This window comes from Nocardia sp. PE-7 (genome assembly GCF_030486425.1).
Taxonomy (GTDB): domain Bacteria; phylum Actinomycetota; class Actinomycetes; order Mycobacteriales; family Mycobacteriaceae; genus Nocardia; species Nocardia salmonicida_A.
Genome location: NZ_CP129614.1, coordinates 5,390,639 through 5,407,158, shown reverse-complemented (window position 1 = coordinate 5,407,158; position 16,520 = coordinate 5,390,639). Strand labels below are relative to the sequence as shown.

Genomic DNA, 16,520 nt, shown 5'->3' with positions numbered 1-16,520 from the left:
CGGCACGGAATCCGGTTGCTACCACGCGTCGTTGGCGATCAGGGCCGTCAGCAGCGTGCGAATCGCGGCAACCCGCCGTTCCGTGCCGGGCAGCTGATCGAGCGCGCATTCCGGATCGGCGGGCGGCCCGAGATGGGTGCAGCCGCGCGGGCAGTCCTCGATGGCGCCGGCGAGGTCGGTGAACGAGGCGATCACATCGTCGGGGGTGATGTGGGCGAGGCCGAACGAGCGCACGCCGGGGGTGTCGATCACCCAGCCGCCCTCTGGCAGCGGCAAGGCCACCGACTGGGTGGAGGTGTGCTTGCCCTTGCCGACACCCGATACCACGCCGACTGCCCGATAGGCATCGGGCACAAGACGATTCACCATCGTCGACTTGCCGACGCCGGAGTGTCCGATCAGCGCGGTGAGGCGATCGTTCGCGATCGCGAGCACCGGCTCCATCGGATCGTCGATGCCGGCGTAGAGGATCTTGAGATCGAGACCGTCGAAGGCGGAAGCGAATTCGGATTCCGCGACGAGGTCGCGCTTGGTGAGCACCAGAATCGGTTCCAGCCCACCGGCATACGCGGCCACCATCGCCCGCTCGACGAAACCGGTGCGCGGCGGCGGATCGGCCAGCGCGACAACGATGAACAGCTGCTGGGCATTGGCGACGACGATGCGTTCGAACGGATCGGTGTCGTCGGCGGTGCGGCGCAACACCGTGCTGCGCGCGCTCACCCGCACGATCCTGGCCAGGCTGTCGGGCCTGCCGGTGAGGTCACCCACGACGTCGACCTGATCGCCCACGACGATCGGGGTGCGGCCGAGCTCACGGGCACGCATGGCGACGATGCGCCGGTCGGCGTCACCGTCGAGCACGCACCCCCAGCGGCCGCGGTCGACGGCCACCACCATGGCGGCCTCGGCATCGGCATGCTGCGGACGGGTCTTGGTGCGGGGACGCGACGAGGCCTTACCCGGGCGCACCCGGACATCGGATTCGTCGTAGCTGGCTGAGGATCGCCCCTGGCGGCTCAGCGCGCCACCCCCTCGCCGGATAACGCGGGTGCCAGCATCTGTTCCCACAGTGCGACGAAGGTGGGGAGGGTCTTGGCGGTGGTGCCGATGTCCTCGATCTCCACGCCGGGCACCCGAAGGCCGAGAATCGCACCCGCGGTGGCCATTCGGTGATCGGCGTAGGAATGCCACTGACCGCCGTGCAGCGGGGTCGGCACGATCTCGAGGCCGTCCTCGGTCTCGGTGACATTGCCGCCGAGACGGTTGATCTCGGCGGAAAGTGCTGCGAGCCGATCGGTTTCGTGTCCGCGCAGGTGCGCGATGCCACGCAGCCGCGAGGGCGAGTCCGCGAGGGCGGCCAGTGCGGCGACGGTGGGAGTGAGTTCGCCGACGTCGTGCAGGTCGATGTCGATGCCTGCCAGGCGCTCCGGGCCGTGCACGGTGAGAACGCCGTCGAAGATGCGGGCCTCGGCGCCCATCCGGACGAGGATCTCGCGGATCACGTCACCGGGCTGGGTGGTGCCGCGCGGCCACATCGGGATGCTCACCTCGCCGCCGGTGACCGCGGCCGCCGCCAAGAACGGGGTGGCGTTGGACAGATCGGGCTCGATGTCCCAGTCGACCGCGCGGATCGGGCCGGGCGCCACGGTCCAGGTCTGGGCGTTGCCGGAATCGGCGGGGGTCTGCACGGCCACGTCGGCGCGACGCAGCATTTCCACGGTCATCTCGATGTGCGGCGTCGACGGGAGGGCCTTGCCGTCGTGGTGGACGGTGATGCCCTCGTCGAAGCGCGCGGCCGAGAGCAGCAGCCCCGAGACGAACTGCGACGAACCCGAGGCGTCGATGGTGACGGTGCCGCCGCGCAGCGCGCCGGTGCCGTGCACGACGAACGGCAGCGCGTCACCCTCGACATCGAGACCGAGCTTGCGCAAGGCGTCGAGGATGGTGGACAGCGGGCGCAGTTTCGCCTGCTCGTCGCCGAAGAACGCGACGTCGCCGGTGGCCAGTGCGGCGGCGGGCGGCAGGAACCGCATGATGGTGCCGGCGAGGCCGCAGTCGACCGCGGCGCTGCGCAGAGGAGCGGGGGTGACCTCGAGCGTCTCGGCGTCGCCGACGATCTCGGTGCCGAGACCGCGCAGGGCGCCGATCATCAGGTCGGTGTCGCGGCTGCGCAGCGCACCGGTGAGCGTAGAAGGCCCATCCGCCAGTGCGGCCAGGATGAGCGCGCGGTTGGTGATGGACTTCGAACCGGGCAGGGTCACGGTCGCGTGGACGGGGACCTCGATATGGGGCGCAGGCCAGAAACTCACGTCCCCATCTTCGCTTATGTGCGGTTCGGACGCACCGGTGGTGCGCTTTTCGGCGTGGGGTGGCGTCGTGCGCGGGGCCTGATGTCGGTCCCCGCGCGTATCTTGACCTTTATGTGTGGACGATATGCGACGACCACGAATCCGGGCCGGTTGGCGGCCGAACTGGACGCTGTCGACGAGACGGGGCTCGACGACCCGGATGCCGCCGTCAGCTACAACGTCGCGCCGACCACCCAGGTGCTCACCGTCGTGGAGCGCCACGAACACGGCGAACCCGACGACGATCCGCGCCTGCGGATCCGGCGGATGCGCTGGGGCCTGATCCCGCACTGGACCAAAGCGGCCGAGCCCGGCGTCCCGGCCAAGGGCAAACCGCTGTTCAACGCGCGGGCCGACAAAGCCGCCACCGCGCCCTCGTTCCGTGACGCGGTCAAATACAAGCGCTGTCTGGTGCCGATGGACGGCTGGTACGAGTGGCTGGTCGAGCCGGCGCCGACCGGCAAGGGCAAGGCGGTGAAGCGGCCCTTCTATATGTCGCACAGCGACGGTTCGCTGCTCTACATGGCCGGACTGTGGTCGGTGTGGCGTGATCGCAGCCTGCCCGATTCCGAACCGCTCATGTCGTGCACGATCCTCACCACCGACGCGAGCGGCGAATTGGCCGACATCCACGACCGGATGCCGTTGCCGATGCCGCGCGAGCACTGGGACGCGTGGTTGGACCCGGACCACCCGGCGCCCGCCGACCTGTTGCGCCCGCCCTCGCGGGCGGAGTTGGCGACGATCGTGACGCGTCCGGTCTCGACCCTGGTCAACAACGTGCGCAACAACGGGCCGGAACTACTGCTGCCCGACGGGACCAGCGACCTCACACAGTGAGCGCGGCGATCTCGCGCAAATTCGCGATCGATCCGACGCCGCTGCGGACCAGTCCCGCGTTCCGCACGCTCTTCCTCGCCCGCACGATCTCGGTGTTCGGCATCGGCTTCCTCGTGGTCGCCCTGCCGATCCAGGTCTATCAACTGACCGGCTCCACCGCACAGGTCGCCACGGTCGCGACCGTCATCGGGATCTCGGCCTTCGCGGGCACCCTGGTCGGCGGGACCGCGGCCGACCACTACGACCGGCGCACCGTCATCGTGGCCTCGCGCGCCGCCGCGACCGTCGGCTTCGCCCTGCTCGCGGTCAACGCCATGCTGCCGGAGCCACGGCTGTGGCTGATCTTCGTCTGCGCCGTCATCGACGGACTCACCGGCGGCATTTCCGAGACCGCGCTGGTCGCCGCGATGCCCAACCTGATCGCACCCGACAAACTGGCGGCGGGCGCGGCGCTGATGGCCTTGACGGCCGACCTGGGCTCGATGGCCGCGCCCGCGCTGGCCGGCCTGCTCATCGCCTGGCTCGGTGTCGCGGCCAACTTCTGGCTGGCCGCCGGGGCGAGCCTGGTGACGACCGTGCTCATCGCCCGGCTCGGTCCGATGATCGCCGAGCGCGGCCACACGGAGTCGCCGGTGCGGGCGGTGCTGTCGGGGTTCCGCTTCGTCGTGGGGCATCGGATCGTGGGTGCGACGCTGCTGGTCGGGTGCGTGACCATGCTGATGTCCGGGTGGACAGTGCTCGTCCCGGAATACGTGAGCGAGGTATTACACGGCGGCGAGACGACCGCGGGCCTGCTGTTCGCCGCGCCCGCGGTCGGAGCGGTCCTCGGCTCGCTCACCTCGGGCTGGACCGGGTCGATCCGGCGCGGCGGCCAGGTGATCTTCGCGGCCACGCTGGTGTGCGCGGCCGGGATCCTCGGCGCCGGACTCGTCGGCGTCACCGCGGTGGTCTTCGCCGGTCTGGCCGCACACGGTGCGGGCCGGGTGGTCAGCGATATCGCGCGATTCGCGGTGGTGCAGGCCGATACGCCCGATGAGTTCCGCGGTCGGGTGTCGGGCCTGTGGACGGCGCAGCTCACCATCGCGCTGTCCCTGGGCGCGGTGGTCGCCGGTGTGGTGTCGAGCGCGGTGCCCACCCGCGCGGTGTTCCTGGTCTACGGCGCGGGTGGGTGCGTGCTCACCGTGGTGGCGTGGTGCTCGCTCGGCACCCTGCGCAGGCTCGACACCGCCAGGCGGTGACTAACCCGCCGCGATCGTCGCGAGCTGTGGAGTGATCCGGTCCAGCGCGAAGCGCAGGGATTTCGGCGTGCCCGCCGACAGGGCCTGCACGGTCGGATCGTTCTCCGGCAGCCGTATCGCGTGCCCGTCACGGACCACGGCGAGTGAATTGATCAGGGTGTCGTTCTCCAGATCGGCGAACGGCAACCCGATGGTGGTGAACAGGGCGGTTCTGGCATCGAGATCGCCCACCCGTTCCACCGGGACCTGCGCGAAGAAACCGGAGCTCTGCAGCCGGGTGACCGGGGGATTCGGCACGAACCCGAGCTCGGCGAAGAAGTCGAAGCGCGCGTCGCCCGCCAGGTAGGCGCCGTAGGCCGTGCCGTACTTCGCGCCGTAGACGAAGGTCTTGTTCGCGAATTCCGGGTGCTCGCGCTTGACGGTCTGCTGCGCGGTGGTGGTCTCGGCGATGATCTTGTCCGCCTCGTCGCGCTTGCCGAGGGCCGCGCCGATGATCTGGGCCTGGGTCTGCCAGTTCACCGCGTAGTCGCCGGTGCCGTCGGGCGCGGTGACCACCGGTGCGATCTTGCGCAGATTGTCGATGACCGAACTGTCGGCCTGCGCGCGAACATCGAGGATCAGGTCGGGATCGAGCTCCTCGATCTGCTGCATATTGAACTCACCGGCGCTCTGTGCGGAGATCAATTCGGGAGTCGCGCTCCCGAACGCCGCCACATCCCACTCGCCGACGCCCTTGGTGGCCTCGCCGAAACCCATCCAGTCGTAGATGGCCACCGGCGGTACGCCCAGCTCCACCGCCACCGCACCGTCGGACCACCCCAGCGCCACCACGCGCGGCTGATCGGGCAGTGCGTAGCCGGGGGAGCCGTTGGGGTCGTTGAACACTTCGTGGGTGGCATTGTCGGATTTCACGCAGGCAGTCGTTGCCACGATCACGCTCGCCAGTACCGCGACGGCCACGCTGAGACGCCGTGTCGACATGGTTCTCCTTCTCGGTGGGGTACAGGTGGTCACACACTGTCGATGCGGACCGCGCCCGCGGCCAGCGGAACCACCAGCGGGGTTCCGGTCTGTGGATCGTCGATGACCTGCGCGTACACGCCGAAGACCTGTTCGACCAGTGCGGCGGTGATGATCTCGCCGGGCGGACCGGCGGCGACGATCTCGCCGCCGCGCATGGCGATGATGTGCGAGGCGTAGCGGGCGGCCTGATTGAGATCGTGCAGCACCGCGACGAGGGTGGTGCCGCGCCGATTGAGTTCGACGCACAGCTCGAGCACTTCTATCTGGTGACCGAGATCGAGATAGGTGGTCGGCTCGTCGAGCAGCAGGATCGGCGTCTGCTGGGCCAGTGCCATCGCGATCCACACCCGCTGCCGCTGACCGCCCGACAGCGCCTCGACCCGCCGGGTCGACAACTCGGTGAGCCGGGTGACCTGGAGTGCGACGTCGACCGCGTGCTGGTCCTCGTCGGTCCATTGCCGAAACATCTTCTGATAGGGGAAGCGACCGCGCGAGACCAGATCGATGATCGTGATTCCCTCGGGGGCGATCGACTGCTGCGGCAGCAGTCCCACCTCGCGGGCGAATTCCTTGCCGCCGTACCCGGCCACCTCGCGGCCGTCGAGCAGAACTGTGCCGCCCTGCGGTGGCAACAGACGCGACAGCGACCGCAGCAGCGTCGACTTACCGCAGGCATTGGGCCCCACGATGACGGTGAACGAACCGTCGGGGACGACCACGTCGAGGTCGGCGATCACGGTGCGCTCGCCGTAGCCGACCCGCAGTCCGGTGCCGGTGAGTCGCCCCGTGGCGTCGATGTTGCTTGTCACGGTCTGGCCTTTCGGGACTGGGCGAGCAGAAGGAACAGCAGATAGATACCGCCGAGCGAGGTGGTGACCACCCCGACCGGGAGCATGGTCTGTGGCGCGAGGATCGTGCGCGCGATCGCCTCGCTGGAGACCAACAGCGTGGCGCCGACCGCCGCCGAGGTGACGAGGGGGATGCCCGCGCTCGGCGTGATCCGTGCCGCGACCTGCGGCGCGACCAGCGCGACGAAAGCGATCGGCCCGACGATCGCGGTGGTCGCCGCCGCGAATCCGACGCCGATCACCAGCAGGATCACCTGGGTGCGCGCGGTGTCGACGCCCTTGCTCCGGGCCGAGTCGGTACCCAGCTCGAACATCCGCATTCGCGGCGCCACCACGATCAGCGCGGGTACGAGCAAGGCCAGCGTCACGAGCACCGGAATGGTGTCGGCCATTGTCAGATCGCGCAGATTGCCCATGCCCCACGCGGCCGCCACCCCCGCGTTCTGCACATCGGAGGTGGCGATCAGATAGCCGTTGAACGACAACAGCATCGCCGAGACGCCGATGCCGACGATGATGAACCGGAAGTCGGCGGTGCCCCCACGCATGCCGAGGAAATACACGACGATCGCGGTGAGCAGACAGCCGAGCAGCGCGCCGATCGTGGCGCCGCCCGACCCGAGCCCGAGCACCAGCATCGCCACCAGCGCACCGGTATTGGCGCCGGTGGTGAATCCGATGATGTCCGGGCTGCCCAGCGGATTTCGGGTGATCGTCTGAAAGATCGCACCGGAGAGCGCGAGCGAGGCTCCGCCGAGTACCGCGGTGAGCACGACCGGCAGCCAGGTCGCGACATGGTTGGCGGGCGCACCGCCGACACGGCCGGTGAGTACCTCGACGACCTGCACGAAACCGAGGCTCGGCGCGCGGGTGGTGCTCGCGCCGAGCGACCAGATGCCGACCACCGCGGTCACCACCAGCAGCGCCACGGTGATCGCCACGGAGACGACGTCGACGCGCAGACTCAGCCCGATCGCGGGTACCCGCACGAACCGCACCCGGCGGGGCCAGCGCGCCGACTCGACCGAAGCGGGGGTCACCATTGCGCGCCCTTGTCCCGGCTCGCCAGCCAGATCAGCACCGGTGCGCCGAGGAACGCGGTCACCATCCCGACCGGCAGTTCGCTGGGCGTGGCGACCCGGGCGATCAGGTCGGAGCCGACCAGCACGATCGGTCCCACCACCAGACACAGCGGAATCATCCAGCGATGATCGGGCCCCACGGCCATCCGCACCGCGTGCGGCACCATCAGGCCGACGAACGTGATCGGCCCGATCGCCGCGGTCGCCGCGCCACACAACACCGTCACCACCACGAAGCCGACCGCGCGCACCGCGGTGACCGGCACGCCGAGCGCGTTGGCCCGGTCGTCACCTAGGGCGAGCGCATTGAGATATCCCGACAGGGCGAGCGCGCCGACCGAGCCGAGAAGCACCAGCACCCAGATCGCCGACAGCTGTGGCCACCCGCGCCCGTCGAGGGTGCCGATCAGCAGTCCGCGGATGGCATCGAAGGTGCGGGGATGAATCATGGTGAGGCCGAACGCGAGTCCACTGAGCGTCGACGCGATCGCGACGCCGGTGAGGACGAGTTTGGCCGGGCTCGCTCCGCCGATGCCCCGCGAGCCGACGAAATAGACCAGCACCGACGCCACGAACGCGCCGCCCAGCGCCCACCAGACGTAGTCGGTACTCGCGGCGCCGACCAGGACAGAACCGAGCACCATCGCGAAGTACGCGCCGGAGTTCACGCCGAGGATGCCGGGGTCGGCCAGTGGGTTGCGGGTGAGTCCCTGCATCACCGCGCCCGCGACGCCGAGGGCCGCGCCCACCAGGGCGGCCAGCAGGGTGCGCGGGATTCGCTGCTCCCGGATGACGCCGAGAGTGGTCGGTCCGCCCTCGTTGAACAAGGCGAGCCAGGCGTCGTCGATCGTGAAGTCGCCGCTACCCACGAACAGCCCACCGGCCAGCAAGAAGACCAGGACTACGACCAGCATCAGCAGGACGACGGTGCGCGAGAACGGCGTTCGCTGTGCGGTCACGGTGGCTCGGGACACAGCGGCTATTCCTCGCTTCGCGACGCTCCGGGGTGGTGGCCGGGAACGTTGCTGCCACCGCTCGGAGTTAGTTTAGCCTCAGATTAGCTGCCGATGGTGGAGCCGCGCTGTGGGCGACGATCACGAACGACGACGCGGCCGAGCGGAGCGTGGTGTACGCCTCCGTCCGGCCGCGCGTGAGTCGTCAGAGCGAGCAGGGCACCGAATCGGTGGCGATGTTCAGCCCGCACTTGATGATTCCGGTGATCAGATCGATCACCTCGGTAGCGACCCCACCGCCGAGCTTCTCCGACTTCTCGGCTCGCTCGTCGGTTTCCGGTGTGGTCTTCGGCGAATTCTTCGGTGTGGCGCCCTGGCCGTTGAGTGGATAGTCGCCGGGTTCGGCGTGCGACGGCGGAACCACCTGCGGCGCCGCGATGGCGGGGGCCATCGCGGCGGCGCCGAAAGTGATTACCAGGGCACCGGATAGGGCGGCGATCGTCGAACGAGCGGACATCTTCGCATCACATCCTCGGGTCGAATCGGTCGTACCGGGCGCAGAATGCGTCGAAATGAATTCGGAACGAGGCGCCGACCGGATTGCCTCAGCTGGTGATCGGGGCGGTGACGGCGGCGCACGCGCGCACCAGATCGGCGGGCGCCAACTCGATTTCGAGCCCGCGTTTGCCCGCGCTGCACAGCACCCGATCCCAGTCGAGCGCCGAAGCGTCGACAACAGTGGGCAACTTCTTGCGCTGGCCCAGCGGTGAAACCCCGCCGAGCACATAGCCGGTGGTGCGCTCGGCCTTGGTCTTGTCGGCCATGCCTGCCTTCGACGCGCCGAGCGCGGCGGCCGCCGCCTTCAACGACAACCGCGCGGGCACCGGCACGACAGCGACCGCCAGCGAACCGGATGAGAGTTCGATCACCAGCGTCTTGAAGATCTGCGCGGCCTGCACTCCCAGCTCCGCCCCGAGTGCGTCGACCGCCTCGTCACCGTAGGACTCCGCCCGCGGATCGTGGGAATAGGAGTGCACCCGATGTGCGATACCGCCGAGGGCCTTGATCGCGGGAGTCGACATAGGCGCCCACCCTAATCGGCGCCGCACCCGGCTCGGCAACCACATTTCCCGCGGTATGGGAACACGAATGCCGGAGTGCATGTTGCACACAAGTGACAAGCCACCCAGCCGAGACGACGCGAAGGAGAGATAGTGACACTGCTGCTCGAGGAGCGTCCTCTCCTGCCACGGGGTGCGCGATTGCCAGTCGATTCCGTCGTGCCGGTAGATTCGGCTAGTACGGCGATCGAAGGGATTGGTGTGACGAGCGACGACGACGTGGTCTCCGACGGTGCGTCCGGCACAGAAGTCGACGAAGCCGAGCTGGCGGCCCGGTTCGAGCGCGATGCGCTCCCGATGATCGATCAGCTCTACGGCGCCGCCCTGCGCATGACCAGGAACCCGGCCGATGCCGAGGACCTGGTGCAGGAGACGTTCGTCAAGGCGTTCCAGGGGTTCAAGTCCTTCCGGGAGGGCACCAATCTGCGTGCCTGGCTGTACCGGATCCTGACCAACACCTACATCAACTCCTACCGCAAGAAGCAGCGTCAGCCCGCGCAGTACCCGACCGACGAGATCACCGACTGGCAGCTGGCGGCCACCGCCGAGCACTCTTCGGTGGGCCTGCGCTCGGCCGAGGTGGAGGCGCTGGACGCGCTGCCCGACGACCAGATCAAGTCCGCGCTACAGCAGCTACCGGAGGAATTCCGGATGGCGGTGTACTACGCCGATGTCGAGGGCTTCCCGTACAAGGAAATCGCCGACATCATGGGCACCCCCATCGGTACCGTGATGTCTCGGCTGCACCGTGGACGCAAGCAGCTCAAGGGCCTGCTCGCCGACGTGGCGCGCGAACGTGGATTCGACCGTGGGGAACGCCAGGAGGTAGTCAAGTGAGTGACGATCCCGATCTCGATATGGACTGCACCGCGGTCCTCGCGGATGTGTGGCTCATGCTCGACAACGAGTGCGACAACGCCACTCGCCAGCGCCTGCAGGAGCACATGGATCACTGCAGTCCCTGCATCGAGGCCTATGGCATCGAGGAGAAGATCAAGGGTCTGCTCAGTCGCAAATGCGGTGGTGAGCACGCTCCCGAAGGTCTGCGCGAGCGACTCAAGCTCGAGATCCACCGGACGATCACGGTCACCAGGATCGAGACCACCGAGGGTTGATCACCCCTCGAAACGACAACAGCACGCTCTCATCGAGAGCGTGCTGTTGTCGTCTGTGCGCAGCGGCACGACTCAAGCGTTAGGACGCTTGCCGTGGTTTGCGGCGTTGCCCTTGCGGCTGCGCTTCTTACGTCCACGCTTACCCATGGGAGCTCCCTTCTATGTCTGGTCGAGAGCCATTGTTTCATGTGTGATTGGCTGTAGCTTCGGCGGATACCGGCCACCGTCGCATCGCGGGGGCCACACGACTATTGAACGGGGTGCCATGCCTGAAGAAGTGCGCGCGGAGATGGTCTCGACCGTGCTCGCTGTCGAGGTCACCGTGGGCGAACACGTCCAGGTCGACCAGACACTGGTGCTGCTCGAATCGATGAAGATGGAGATCCCGGTCCTCACCGAGGTCGAGGGCGACATCACCTCGGTCGACGTCACACCGGGCCAGGTTCTACAGGCGGGCGACCTCATCGCCACCATCGCGTAGGTCCAACGAAAACGAAGCGGTAGATCCAGCGTGGCAACACTGAGCGAGCTCCTGGCCGAACACACCGACCTCCCCGGCATCGCCGTGGACCATCTGCAACGGGTGGTGGGCGATTGGCAGTTGCTCGCCGATCTCTCGTTCTCCGATCTGCTGCTGTGGGTGGGCGCGGGCCCGGTCGTCGACGGTTCCGATGTGGTGTGCGTGGCCCAGATCCGGCCGACGACCGCACCCACGGTGCATCTCGAGGACAAGGTCGACACCACCGCCTCGCGCACCGATTTCCCCCAGGTCTTCGACGCCCTGCTGAGCGGGAACACCGTGCGCACCGACGCCGAGGTCGAGGTGAGCGGGGTCTATCACCCGAGTCCGGTACACGCGGTGCGCGAAGCGATTCCGGTGCGCTGCGGCGACGACGTGATCGCCGTGCTCAGCCGTGATTCCGACCTGGCGCGTTCGCGGGTTCGCAGCACCCTCGAAACGGCCTATGTGTCCTGCGCCGACGATCTGTGCCAGATGATCGCCGACGGCAGCTTTCCGGTGCCGGAGGACCGGGCGGCCACGCACTCCAGCCCCCGCGCGGGCGACGGTTTCATCCGCCTCGACACCGAGGGCATCGTCGTCTACGCGAGCCCGAACGCGCTGTCGGCCTATCACCGCATGGGGATGCAGGCCGATCTCGTCGGTCAGGATCTCGCGGTGACCACGCGTTCGCTGATCACCGATCCGTTCGACGCGCAGGAGGTGGTGGCCGATATCCAGGCCGCGCTCGCCGGTCGCACCGGGCGTCGGATGGAGGTCGAGGCCCGCGGGGCGACGGTGTTGCTGCGCACGCTGGTTTTGCGTCCGGGAGGGCAACTGGCCGGGCCCGCGGTGCTGGTGCGCGATGTCACCGAGGTGAAGCGACGCGACCGCGCGTTGCTGAGCAAGGACGCCACGATCCGCGAGATCCACCACCGGGTGAAGAACAACCTGCAGACCGTGGCGGCGCTGCTGCGGTTGCAAGCCCGCCGCACCGAGAACCCGGAAGCCCAAGTGGCACTGACGGAGTCGGTGCGCCGGGTCACATCCATCGCCTCGGTGCACGAGATGCTGTCGATGTCGGTGGACGAGGAAGTCGACCTCGACGAGGTCATCGACCGGCTGCTGCCGATCATGGCGGATGTGGCGACGGTGCACACCGCACGGATCAAGGTGCGCCGGGCGGGCTCACTCGGGGTGTTCTCCGCGGAGCGGGCGACGCCGCTGGTGATGGTGTTGACCGAACTGGTGCAGAACGCGATCGAGCACGCCTTCGACGCGGGCGAGAACGGTACCGTGACAATTCGCTCGGAACGGTCGGCACGCTGGCTCGATGTGATCATCTCCGACGACGGCCGTGGCCTGCCGTCAGGGTTCAGTCTGGAAGGTTCCGACCGGTTGGGTCTGCAGATCGTGCGCACCCTGGTGACGTCGGAACTGGGCGGCTCGATCGGTTTGCATCCTGGCGCCGATGTGGGCACCGACGCGGTATTGCGGGTTCCGCTCGGACGTCGTTCCGGGCGCTGAGACTGCTGAAAACAGCTGGTGGGCAACAATAAACCCGGCACCGTAAGGTGCCGGGTTCTCACACATGCGTTACCGGGCCGGGGGGGCTGATGGCCCGGCAACGCCAGGTCCGTCGACTTAGACGGAGGTACGCGTACGGGTGCGTGCGTTGCGCCGCTTGAGCGCGCGCCGCTCGTCTTCGCTCATTCCACCCCACACGCCGGCATCCTGTCCGGACTTCAGGGCCCATGACAGGCAATCGGCAGTGACGGGGCAGCGGGCGCAGACCAGCTTGGCATCGGCAATCTGCGCGAGCGCAGGACCACTGTTACCCACCGGGAAGAACAGTTCGGGGTCCTCATCGCGACAGATGGCCTTGTGGCGCCAGTCCATTCCTCTGCTCCTTTGCGAGGGCGCCACAAAGGGCGCCTGTAGTTAGTGGATCGTTCACTTGTGCGACTCGAATGTTTCCGCACGGTTGCTTGTGAATGCTTTCACGATCACCGTAGATGTCAATAGGTCTCCGGCGCACCGTGGGGGAGATCACGCTCTGGGCCCCCACAAGGGGAACCTGCCCGGTCCTTTGTACTCGCGTCGCCAGCTTTTCGCAGCGCAACCAGGAGATTTTTCTTGACGGTCCAGTGTCAGGAGGGCTTGGGGGCCACCACGTCCAGCACGCTGGGGACAGATGTGAAATGCACCATCTTGCGTTTTCCGATGAAGTCGCCATCGATTTGCAGGCCGATCTCGGTGCCCGTCTCGATTCGCACGGACCCCACATCATCGGCGCGGAAAAGCATGGGCGACTTGGGGTTTCCATTCTCGGCCAGCAACTGCCGCGCAAGCAACAGGGTTCGGGTCACACTCATCGACTTGACCGCGAACACACCGAGACCCGATTCGAAGGTGGTGGTGGGATTCGTGCGAATCGGACGGTCCTCGAGATAGGTCCACGGGCTCGAATTCGTGACGAAGGCGTAATAGACCTCCTCGAGCGGATCCCTTCCTGTGACCTCGACGGTGACGGTCGGATCCTGACGCCGGGCCCGGAAGAACTGACGCACCGTGGTCAGCAGATATCGCGCGGGCGTCGCCTTGCGGCCCTTGGCGCGGGCGGCGTCGATCGCCTCGCACACATCGGCGTCGAGGCCGACGCCGGCGCTGAAGGTGAACCACCGGTCGTCGGCGAGGCCGAGCCCGATCCGGCGGTCGGCGTCGCGCGCCAGCAGATCGATGAGCTGGTTGGTAGCTGTCACGGGATCGGGGGAGATGCCGAGCGCGCGGGCGAAGACGTTCGCCGAGCCGCCGGGGATGATCCCGAGCCGCGGGCGCCACACCTGGTCGTCGCCGACCTGGGGCACCGGAAGGAAGCCGTTGATGGTCTCGTTGACCGTCCCATCGCCACCGTGCACGACGATCAGATCCATTTCCTGCGTCGATGCCCACTGGGCCAGTTCGGCCGCGTGGCCGCGATGCTGGGTGTGCGCAACGGTCAGCTGCGTTCGGCTCTCCAAGGCGTGAGCGAGCAGATCCCGGGTGGCCGGGGTCGTCGAGGTGGCATTGGGATTGACAATGAGCAGCGTCCGCACACTGCCGAGGGTAGTGCGCGCGGGCGAACAGCCGACGCGCGCCGGGCGCCACGACACGTCGTCGTAGGCTGGGGCACGTGGCAGAGCAGGACGTGACAGACGGTGACCAGCGCGAGGGCGGCGAACAGGTGTCGACCGGCATCCCGATGACGGTGCGGTTGGCCGGTGGGCTGGTGTCGCTGGAGGGACTGGCCGGGGTGGTGACCGCGATCGTGCTGATCGTGCGGGCGCTGACCGGGCACGATCAGTCGGGGGCGAGCGGGGTCGGCACCGCGATCTGGTTCGGGGTGCTGTTCGGTGGGGTGCTCGCGGCGGGCATCGGGCTGCTGCGCGGCAAACGCTGGGGACGGGCCATCGCGGTCATCGCGAACGTGTTGCTGGTGCCGGTGGCTTGGTCGTTGCTGACGGACTCGCATCAGCCGTTGTGGGGGAGTCTGCTCGGGCTCGTGGCGGTCGCCGGGTTGGTCACGCTGTTCGCCCCGGCCACCAGCCGCTTCATGGCTCAGGACTACGGCGAAATCCCCGACGACGATTCGTAGTCCGACCTTTGTCGCTGGTCAGGCCGTTGCCGCGCGCAGCGCCTCGCGGCACAGGTGGTCGGCTCGGCGGGTGGTCTCGGGTTGCCGGAACCCCTGGGTGAGGGCGAGCACCTGTCCGCACGCGGTATCGAGGTCGATGAGATGGCCGACCGAGACGAACAGCGGTTTCACCTCGTCGCGGGTGCGCAGTGCCCGGCCGACGACCTCACCGTCGATGGTCACATCACTGACATCGCCGCGACGCGGGCCGGGCTCGCGGTATTCGCCCCACACCGATTTGGCGACACCGATGGTCGGAATGCCGGTGAGCAACCCCACGTGGCACGCCAATCCGAACCGTCGCGGATGCGCCGATCCTTGTGCATCGCACACGAGTAGATCCGGTGTGATGGTGAGTTTTTCCAATGCGGCTACCGTCGCGGGCAGTTCCCGGAACGCGAGTAGTCCCGGCACATAAGGAAATTTCGAAACCCCCTGTGCGACTGCTGTTTCCACTGTTTGCATGGTGGCGATGTCGATAATTATCGCGGCCGTCGCGACGGTGCCGTCCTCGGCATAGGCCGAATCGATTCCGGCGGCCGTCGAAAATTGTGGCGGCGCGACATTTTCCGCTGACACCAGGGGACGGAGTTCGTCCTGGAGTGCGATCGCCTCCTCGGGTGTGCGCGGCCAATCATGGGGTAACGCGATGCGCATACGGCTCAGCTCGCGGTCGCGGCCAGCGCCGTCAGTTCGGCACCGGCGAGGCGGTAGCCGATCCATTCGTCCTGCGCTGCGGCGCCGAGGGATCGGTAGAACTCGATCGACGGTGCGTTCCAGGTGAGCACCGACCACGACACCCTGCTGTAGCCGTGTTCGACCGCCTCGGCGGCCAGCGCCGCCACCAGTGCGCGGCCGAGCCCCGTGCCGCGGGTCTCCGGGCGTACGTACAGGTCCTCGAGGTAGATACCGTGCACGCCGTCCCAGGTGGAGTAGTTCAGGAACCAGATCGCACAGCCGTGGACCTCGCCGTCGTTCTCGGCGACGTGGGCGAAGAGCGCGGGCGTCGGCCCGAACAGCGCGGCCCGCAACTGCTCCGGGGTGAGCGTGCACTCGGCGGGCGCCTTCTCGTACTCGGCCAGATCGTGGACGAGCCCGACCATCGCGGCCACATCGGCGGGGGTGGCCCGGCGGACCAGTGCGCTCATCGCGAGACTCCTTCGATCGGTTCGGTGCGGGTCGTCAGGTTGTGGCCCCAGATGGAGCGGGCGTCGTGGTCGAAGCCGAGTACGCTCACCGCCCCGGTGGACATCGCGAACCGGCGACCCTCGCGCACCGCGAACTCCGCCCAGCGCGCGATCAGCACCCGCGAGAAATGTCCGTGCCCGACCAGGACCACGTCGCGCCGCGGCAGCTCCGGCTCGACCCGGGCGAGCACCCGGTCGGCCCGCTCGCCCACTTGCTCGGCGGTCTCGCCGCCGGGGACCGGCGCGGTCCACACGGTCCAGCCGGGCACGGTTTCGCGGATCTTCGCGGTCGTGATGCCCTCGTACTCGCCGTAGTTCCACTCCACCAGGTCCTCGTCGACCTGGATCGGGGACAGTCCGGCCAGTTCGGCGGTCCGGCGCGCACGCAGGCGCGGGCTGGTGAAGCAGAGCGGATCGCGCAGGTCGAGCGATTTCACCACCAGTCCGGCCGCGACGGCCTGGGCTTCGCCCTGCTCGGTCAGCGGCAGGTCGGTGAAGCTGGTGTGCTTGCGTCGACTCGACCACTCGGTTTCGCCGTGGCGCAGCAGGACCAGGCGGGCATCGGGTGTGGACATGAGTCCATCATGGCA

20 protein-coding genes are annotated in these 16,520 nt (G+C 68.0%); 7 read left to right on the top strand and 13 right to left on the bottom strand.

Annotated elements, in window-relative coordinates; genetic code table 11:
- Positions 1-18: 18 nt before the first annotated feature.
- Positions 19-1,023, bottom strand: a complete 1,005-nt coding sequence (gene rsgA, locus QX204_RS25405) for a ribosome small subunit-dependent GTPase A (RefSeq protein ID WP_301908108.1) — start codon at positions 1,021-1,023, stop codon at positions 19-21.
- Complete coding sequence (gene aroA, locus QX204_RS25400; protein ID WP_301902880.1) at positions 1,020-2,312, bottom strand: 3-phosphoshikimate 1-carboxyvinyltransferase; 1,293 nt, start codon at positions 2,310-2,312, stop codon at positions 1,020-1,022. Before aroA ends, rsgA begins: the two co-directional genes overlap by 4 nt.
- Before the next feature lie 111 nt (positions 2,313-2,423).
- On the opposite strand from aroA, the gene QX204_RS25395 reads away from it, so the two are divergent.
- Positions 2,424-3,191: an SOS response-associated peptidase gene (locus QX204_RS25395; protein WP_301902879.1), complete on the top strand. Its 768-nt coding sequence runs from the start codon at positions 2,424-2,426 to the stop codon at positions 3,189-3,191.
- On the top strand, positions 3,188-4,429 hold the full coding sequence (gene entS, locus QX204_RS25390) for an enterobactin transporter EntS (RefSeq protein WP_301902876.1): 1,242 nt from the start codon (positions 3,188-3,190) through the stop codon (positions 4,427-4,429). Before QX204_RS25395 ends, entS begins: the two co-directional genes overlap by 4 nt.
- On the opposite strand, the gene QX204_RS25385 is transcribed toward entS, so the two are convergent.
- The 6 genes from QX204_RS25385 to ybaK all read right to left on the bottom strand — a co-directional run bounded on the left by QX204_RS25385 (position 4,430) and on the right by ybaK (position 9,417).
- Complete coding sequence (locus QX204_RS25385) at positions 4,430-5,410, bottom strand: ABC transporter substrate-binding protein (protein ID WP_301902875.1); 981 nt, start codon at positions 5,408-5,410, stop codon at positions 4,430-4,432.
- Positions 5,411-5,439: 29 nt separating this feature from the next.
- Positions 5,440-6,261 (bottom strand): ABC transporter ATP-binding protein, encoded by an 822-nt coding sequence (locus QX204_RS25380; RefSeq protein WP_301902874.1) that lies wholly within the window; start codon positions 6,259-6,261, stop codon positions 5,440-5,442.
- Complete coding sequence (locus tag QX204_RS25375; protein ID WP_301902873.1) at positions 6,258-7,343, bottom strand: FecCD family ABC transporter permease; 1,086 nt, start codon at positions 7,341-7,343, stop codon at positions 6,258-6,260. The genes QX204_RS25380 and QX204_RS25375 overlap by 4 nt, the downstream gene beginning before the upstream one ends.
- Positions 7,337-8,356 (bottom strand): FecCD family ABC transporter permease, encoded by a 1,020-nt coding sequence (locus QX204_RS25370; protein WP_301902872.1) that lies wholly within the window; start codon positions 8,354-8,356, stop codon positions 7,337-7,339. Before QX204_RS25370 ends, QX204_RS25375 begins: the two co-directional genes overlap by 7 nt.
- A 184-nt stretch (positions 8,357-8,540) precedes the next feature.
- Positions 8,541-8,852, bottom strand: a complete 312-nt coding sequence (locus QX204_RS25365; RefSeq protein WP_301902870.1) for a hypothetical protein — start codon at positions 8,850-8,852, stop codon at positions 8,541-8,543.
- An 88-nt stretch (positions 8,853-8,940) separates the two neighbouring features.
- Complete coding sequence (gene ybaK, locus QX204_RS25360; protein ID WP_301902867.1) at positions 8,941-9,417, bottom strand: Cys-tRNA(Pro) deacylase; 477 nt, start codon at positions 9,415-9,417, stop codon at positions 8,941-8,943.
- Between the two features lie 129 nt (positions 9,418-9,546).
- Here ybaK and QX204_RS25355 point away from each other — a divergent pair, with 129 nt between their 5' ends.
- The 4 genes from QX204_RS25355 (at position 9,547) to QX204_RS25340 (ending at position 12,597) form a co-directional block, all read left to right on the top strand.
- Positions 9,547-10,293, top strand: a complete 747-nt coding sequence (locus tag QX204_RS25355) for a sigma-70 family RNA polymerase sigma factor (protein WP_301908107.1) — start codon at positions 9,547-9,549, stop codon at positions 10,291-10,293.
- 20 nt (positions 10,294-10,313) lie between these two features.
- Positions 10,314-10,571, top strand: coding sequence for a mycothiol system anti-sigma-R factor (gene rsrA, locus QX204_RS25350; RefSeq protein ID WP_082843924.1), 258 nt, complete (start codon positions 10,314-10,316; stop codon positions 10,569-10,571).
- A 265-nt stretch (positions 10,572-10,836) separates the two neighbouring features.
- Positions 10,837-11,052, top strand: coding sequence for a biotin/lipoyl-binding carrier protein (locus QX204_RS25345; protein ID WP_194826391.1), 216 nt, complete (start codon positions 10,837-10,839; stop codon positions 11,050-11,052).
- A gap of 30 nt (positions 11,053-11,082) precedes the next feature.
- The gene (locus QX204_RS25340; protein WP_301902866.1) at positions 11,083-12,597 is read left to right on the top strand and encodes a sensor histidine kinase; all 1,515 of its coding nucleotides are present in this window, start codon (positions 11,083-11,085) and stop codon (positions 12,595-12,597) included.
- Positions 12,598-12,714: 117 nt separating this feature from the next.
- On the opposite strand, the gene QX204_RS25335 is transcribed toward QX204_RS25340, so the two are convergent.
- Both QX204_RS25335 and QX204_RS25330 read right to left on the bottom strand, forming a co-directional pair.
- Positions 12,715-12,969 carry a WhiB family transcriptional regulator gene (locus QX204_RS25335; RefSeq protein WP_022567051.1) on the bottom strand — a complete coding sequence of 85 codons (255 nt, stop codon included), beginning with the start codon at positions 12,967-12,969 and terminating at the stop codon, positions 12,715-12,717.
- A 251-nt stretch (positions 12,970-13,220) separates the two neighbouring features.
- A complete protein-coding gene (locus QX204_RS25330) occupies positions 13,221-14,165 on the bottom strand; it encodes a diacylglycerol/lipid kinase family protein (protein ID WP_301902857.1) in 945 nt (314 codons plus the stop codon).
- Between the two features lie 146 nt (positions 14,166-14,311).
- Between QX204_RS25330 and QX204_RS25325 the strand changes: the two genes are divergently transcribed.
- Entirely contained in the window at positions 14,312-14,704 is a 393-nt protein-coding gene (locus tag QX204_RS25325) for a hypothetical protein (protein ID WP_301908106.1), read from the top strand.
- Positions 14,705-14,722: 18 nt separating this feature from the next.
- Here the strand turns inward: QX204_RS25325 and QX204_RS25320 are convergent, their stop codons facing one another.
- The 3 genes from QX204_RS25320 to QX204_RS25310 form a co-directional block, all read right to left on the bottom strand.
- A complete protein-coding gene (locus QX204_RS25320) occupies positions 14,723-15,322 on the bottom strand; it encodes an endonuclease V (protein WP_301902855.1) in 600 nt (199 codons plus the stop codon).
- Between the two features lie 83 nt (positions 15,323-15,405).
- Positions 15,406-15,891 (bottom strand): GNAT family N-acetyltransferase, encoded by a 486-nt coding sequence (locus tag QX204_RS25315; RefSeq protein ID WP_301902854.1) that lies wholly within the window; start codon positions 15,889-15,891, stop codon positions 15,406-15,408.
- Positions 15,888-16,505 (bottom strand): acid phosphatase, encoded by a 618-nt coding sequence (locus QX204_RS25310; RefSeq protein ID WP_301902852.1) that lies wholly within the window; start codon positions 16,503-16,505, stop codon positions 15,888-15,890. The genes QX204_RS25315 and QX204_RS25310 overlap by 4 nt, the downstream gene beginning before the upstream one ends.
- Between the last annotated feature and the right edge of the window lie 15 nt (positions 16,506-16,520).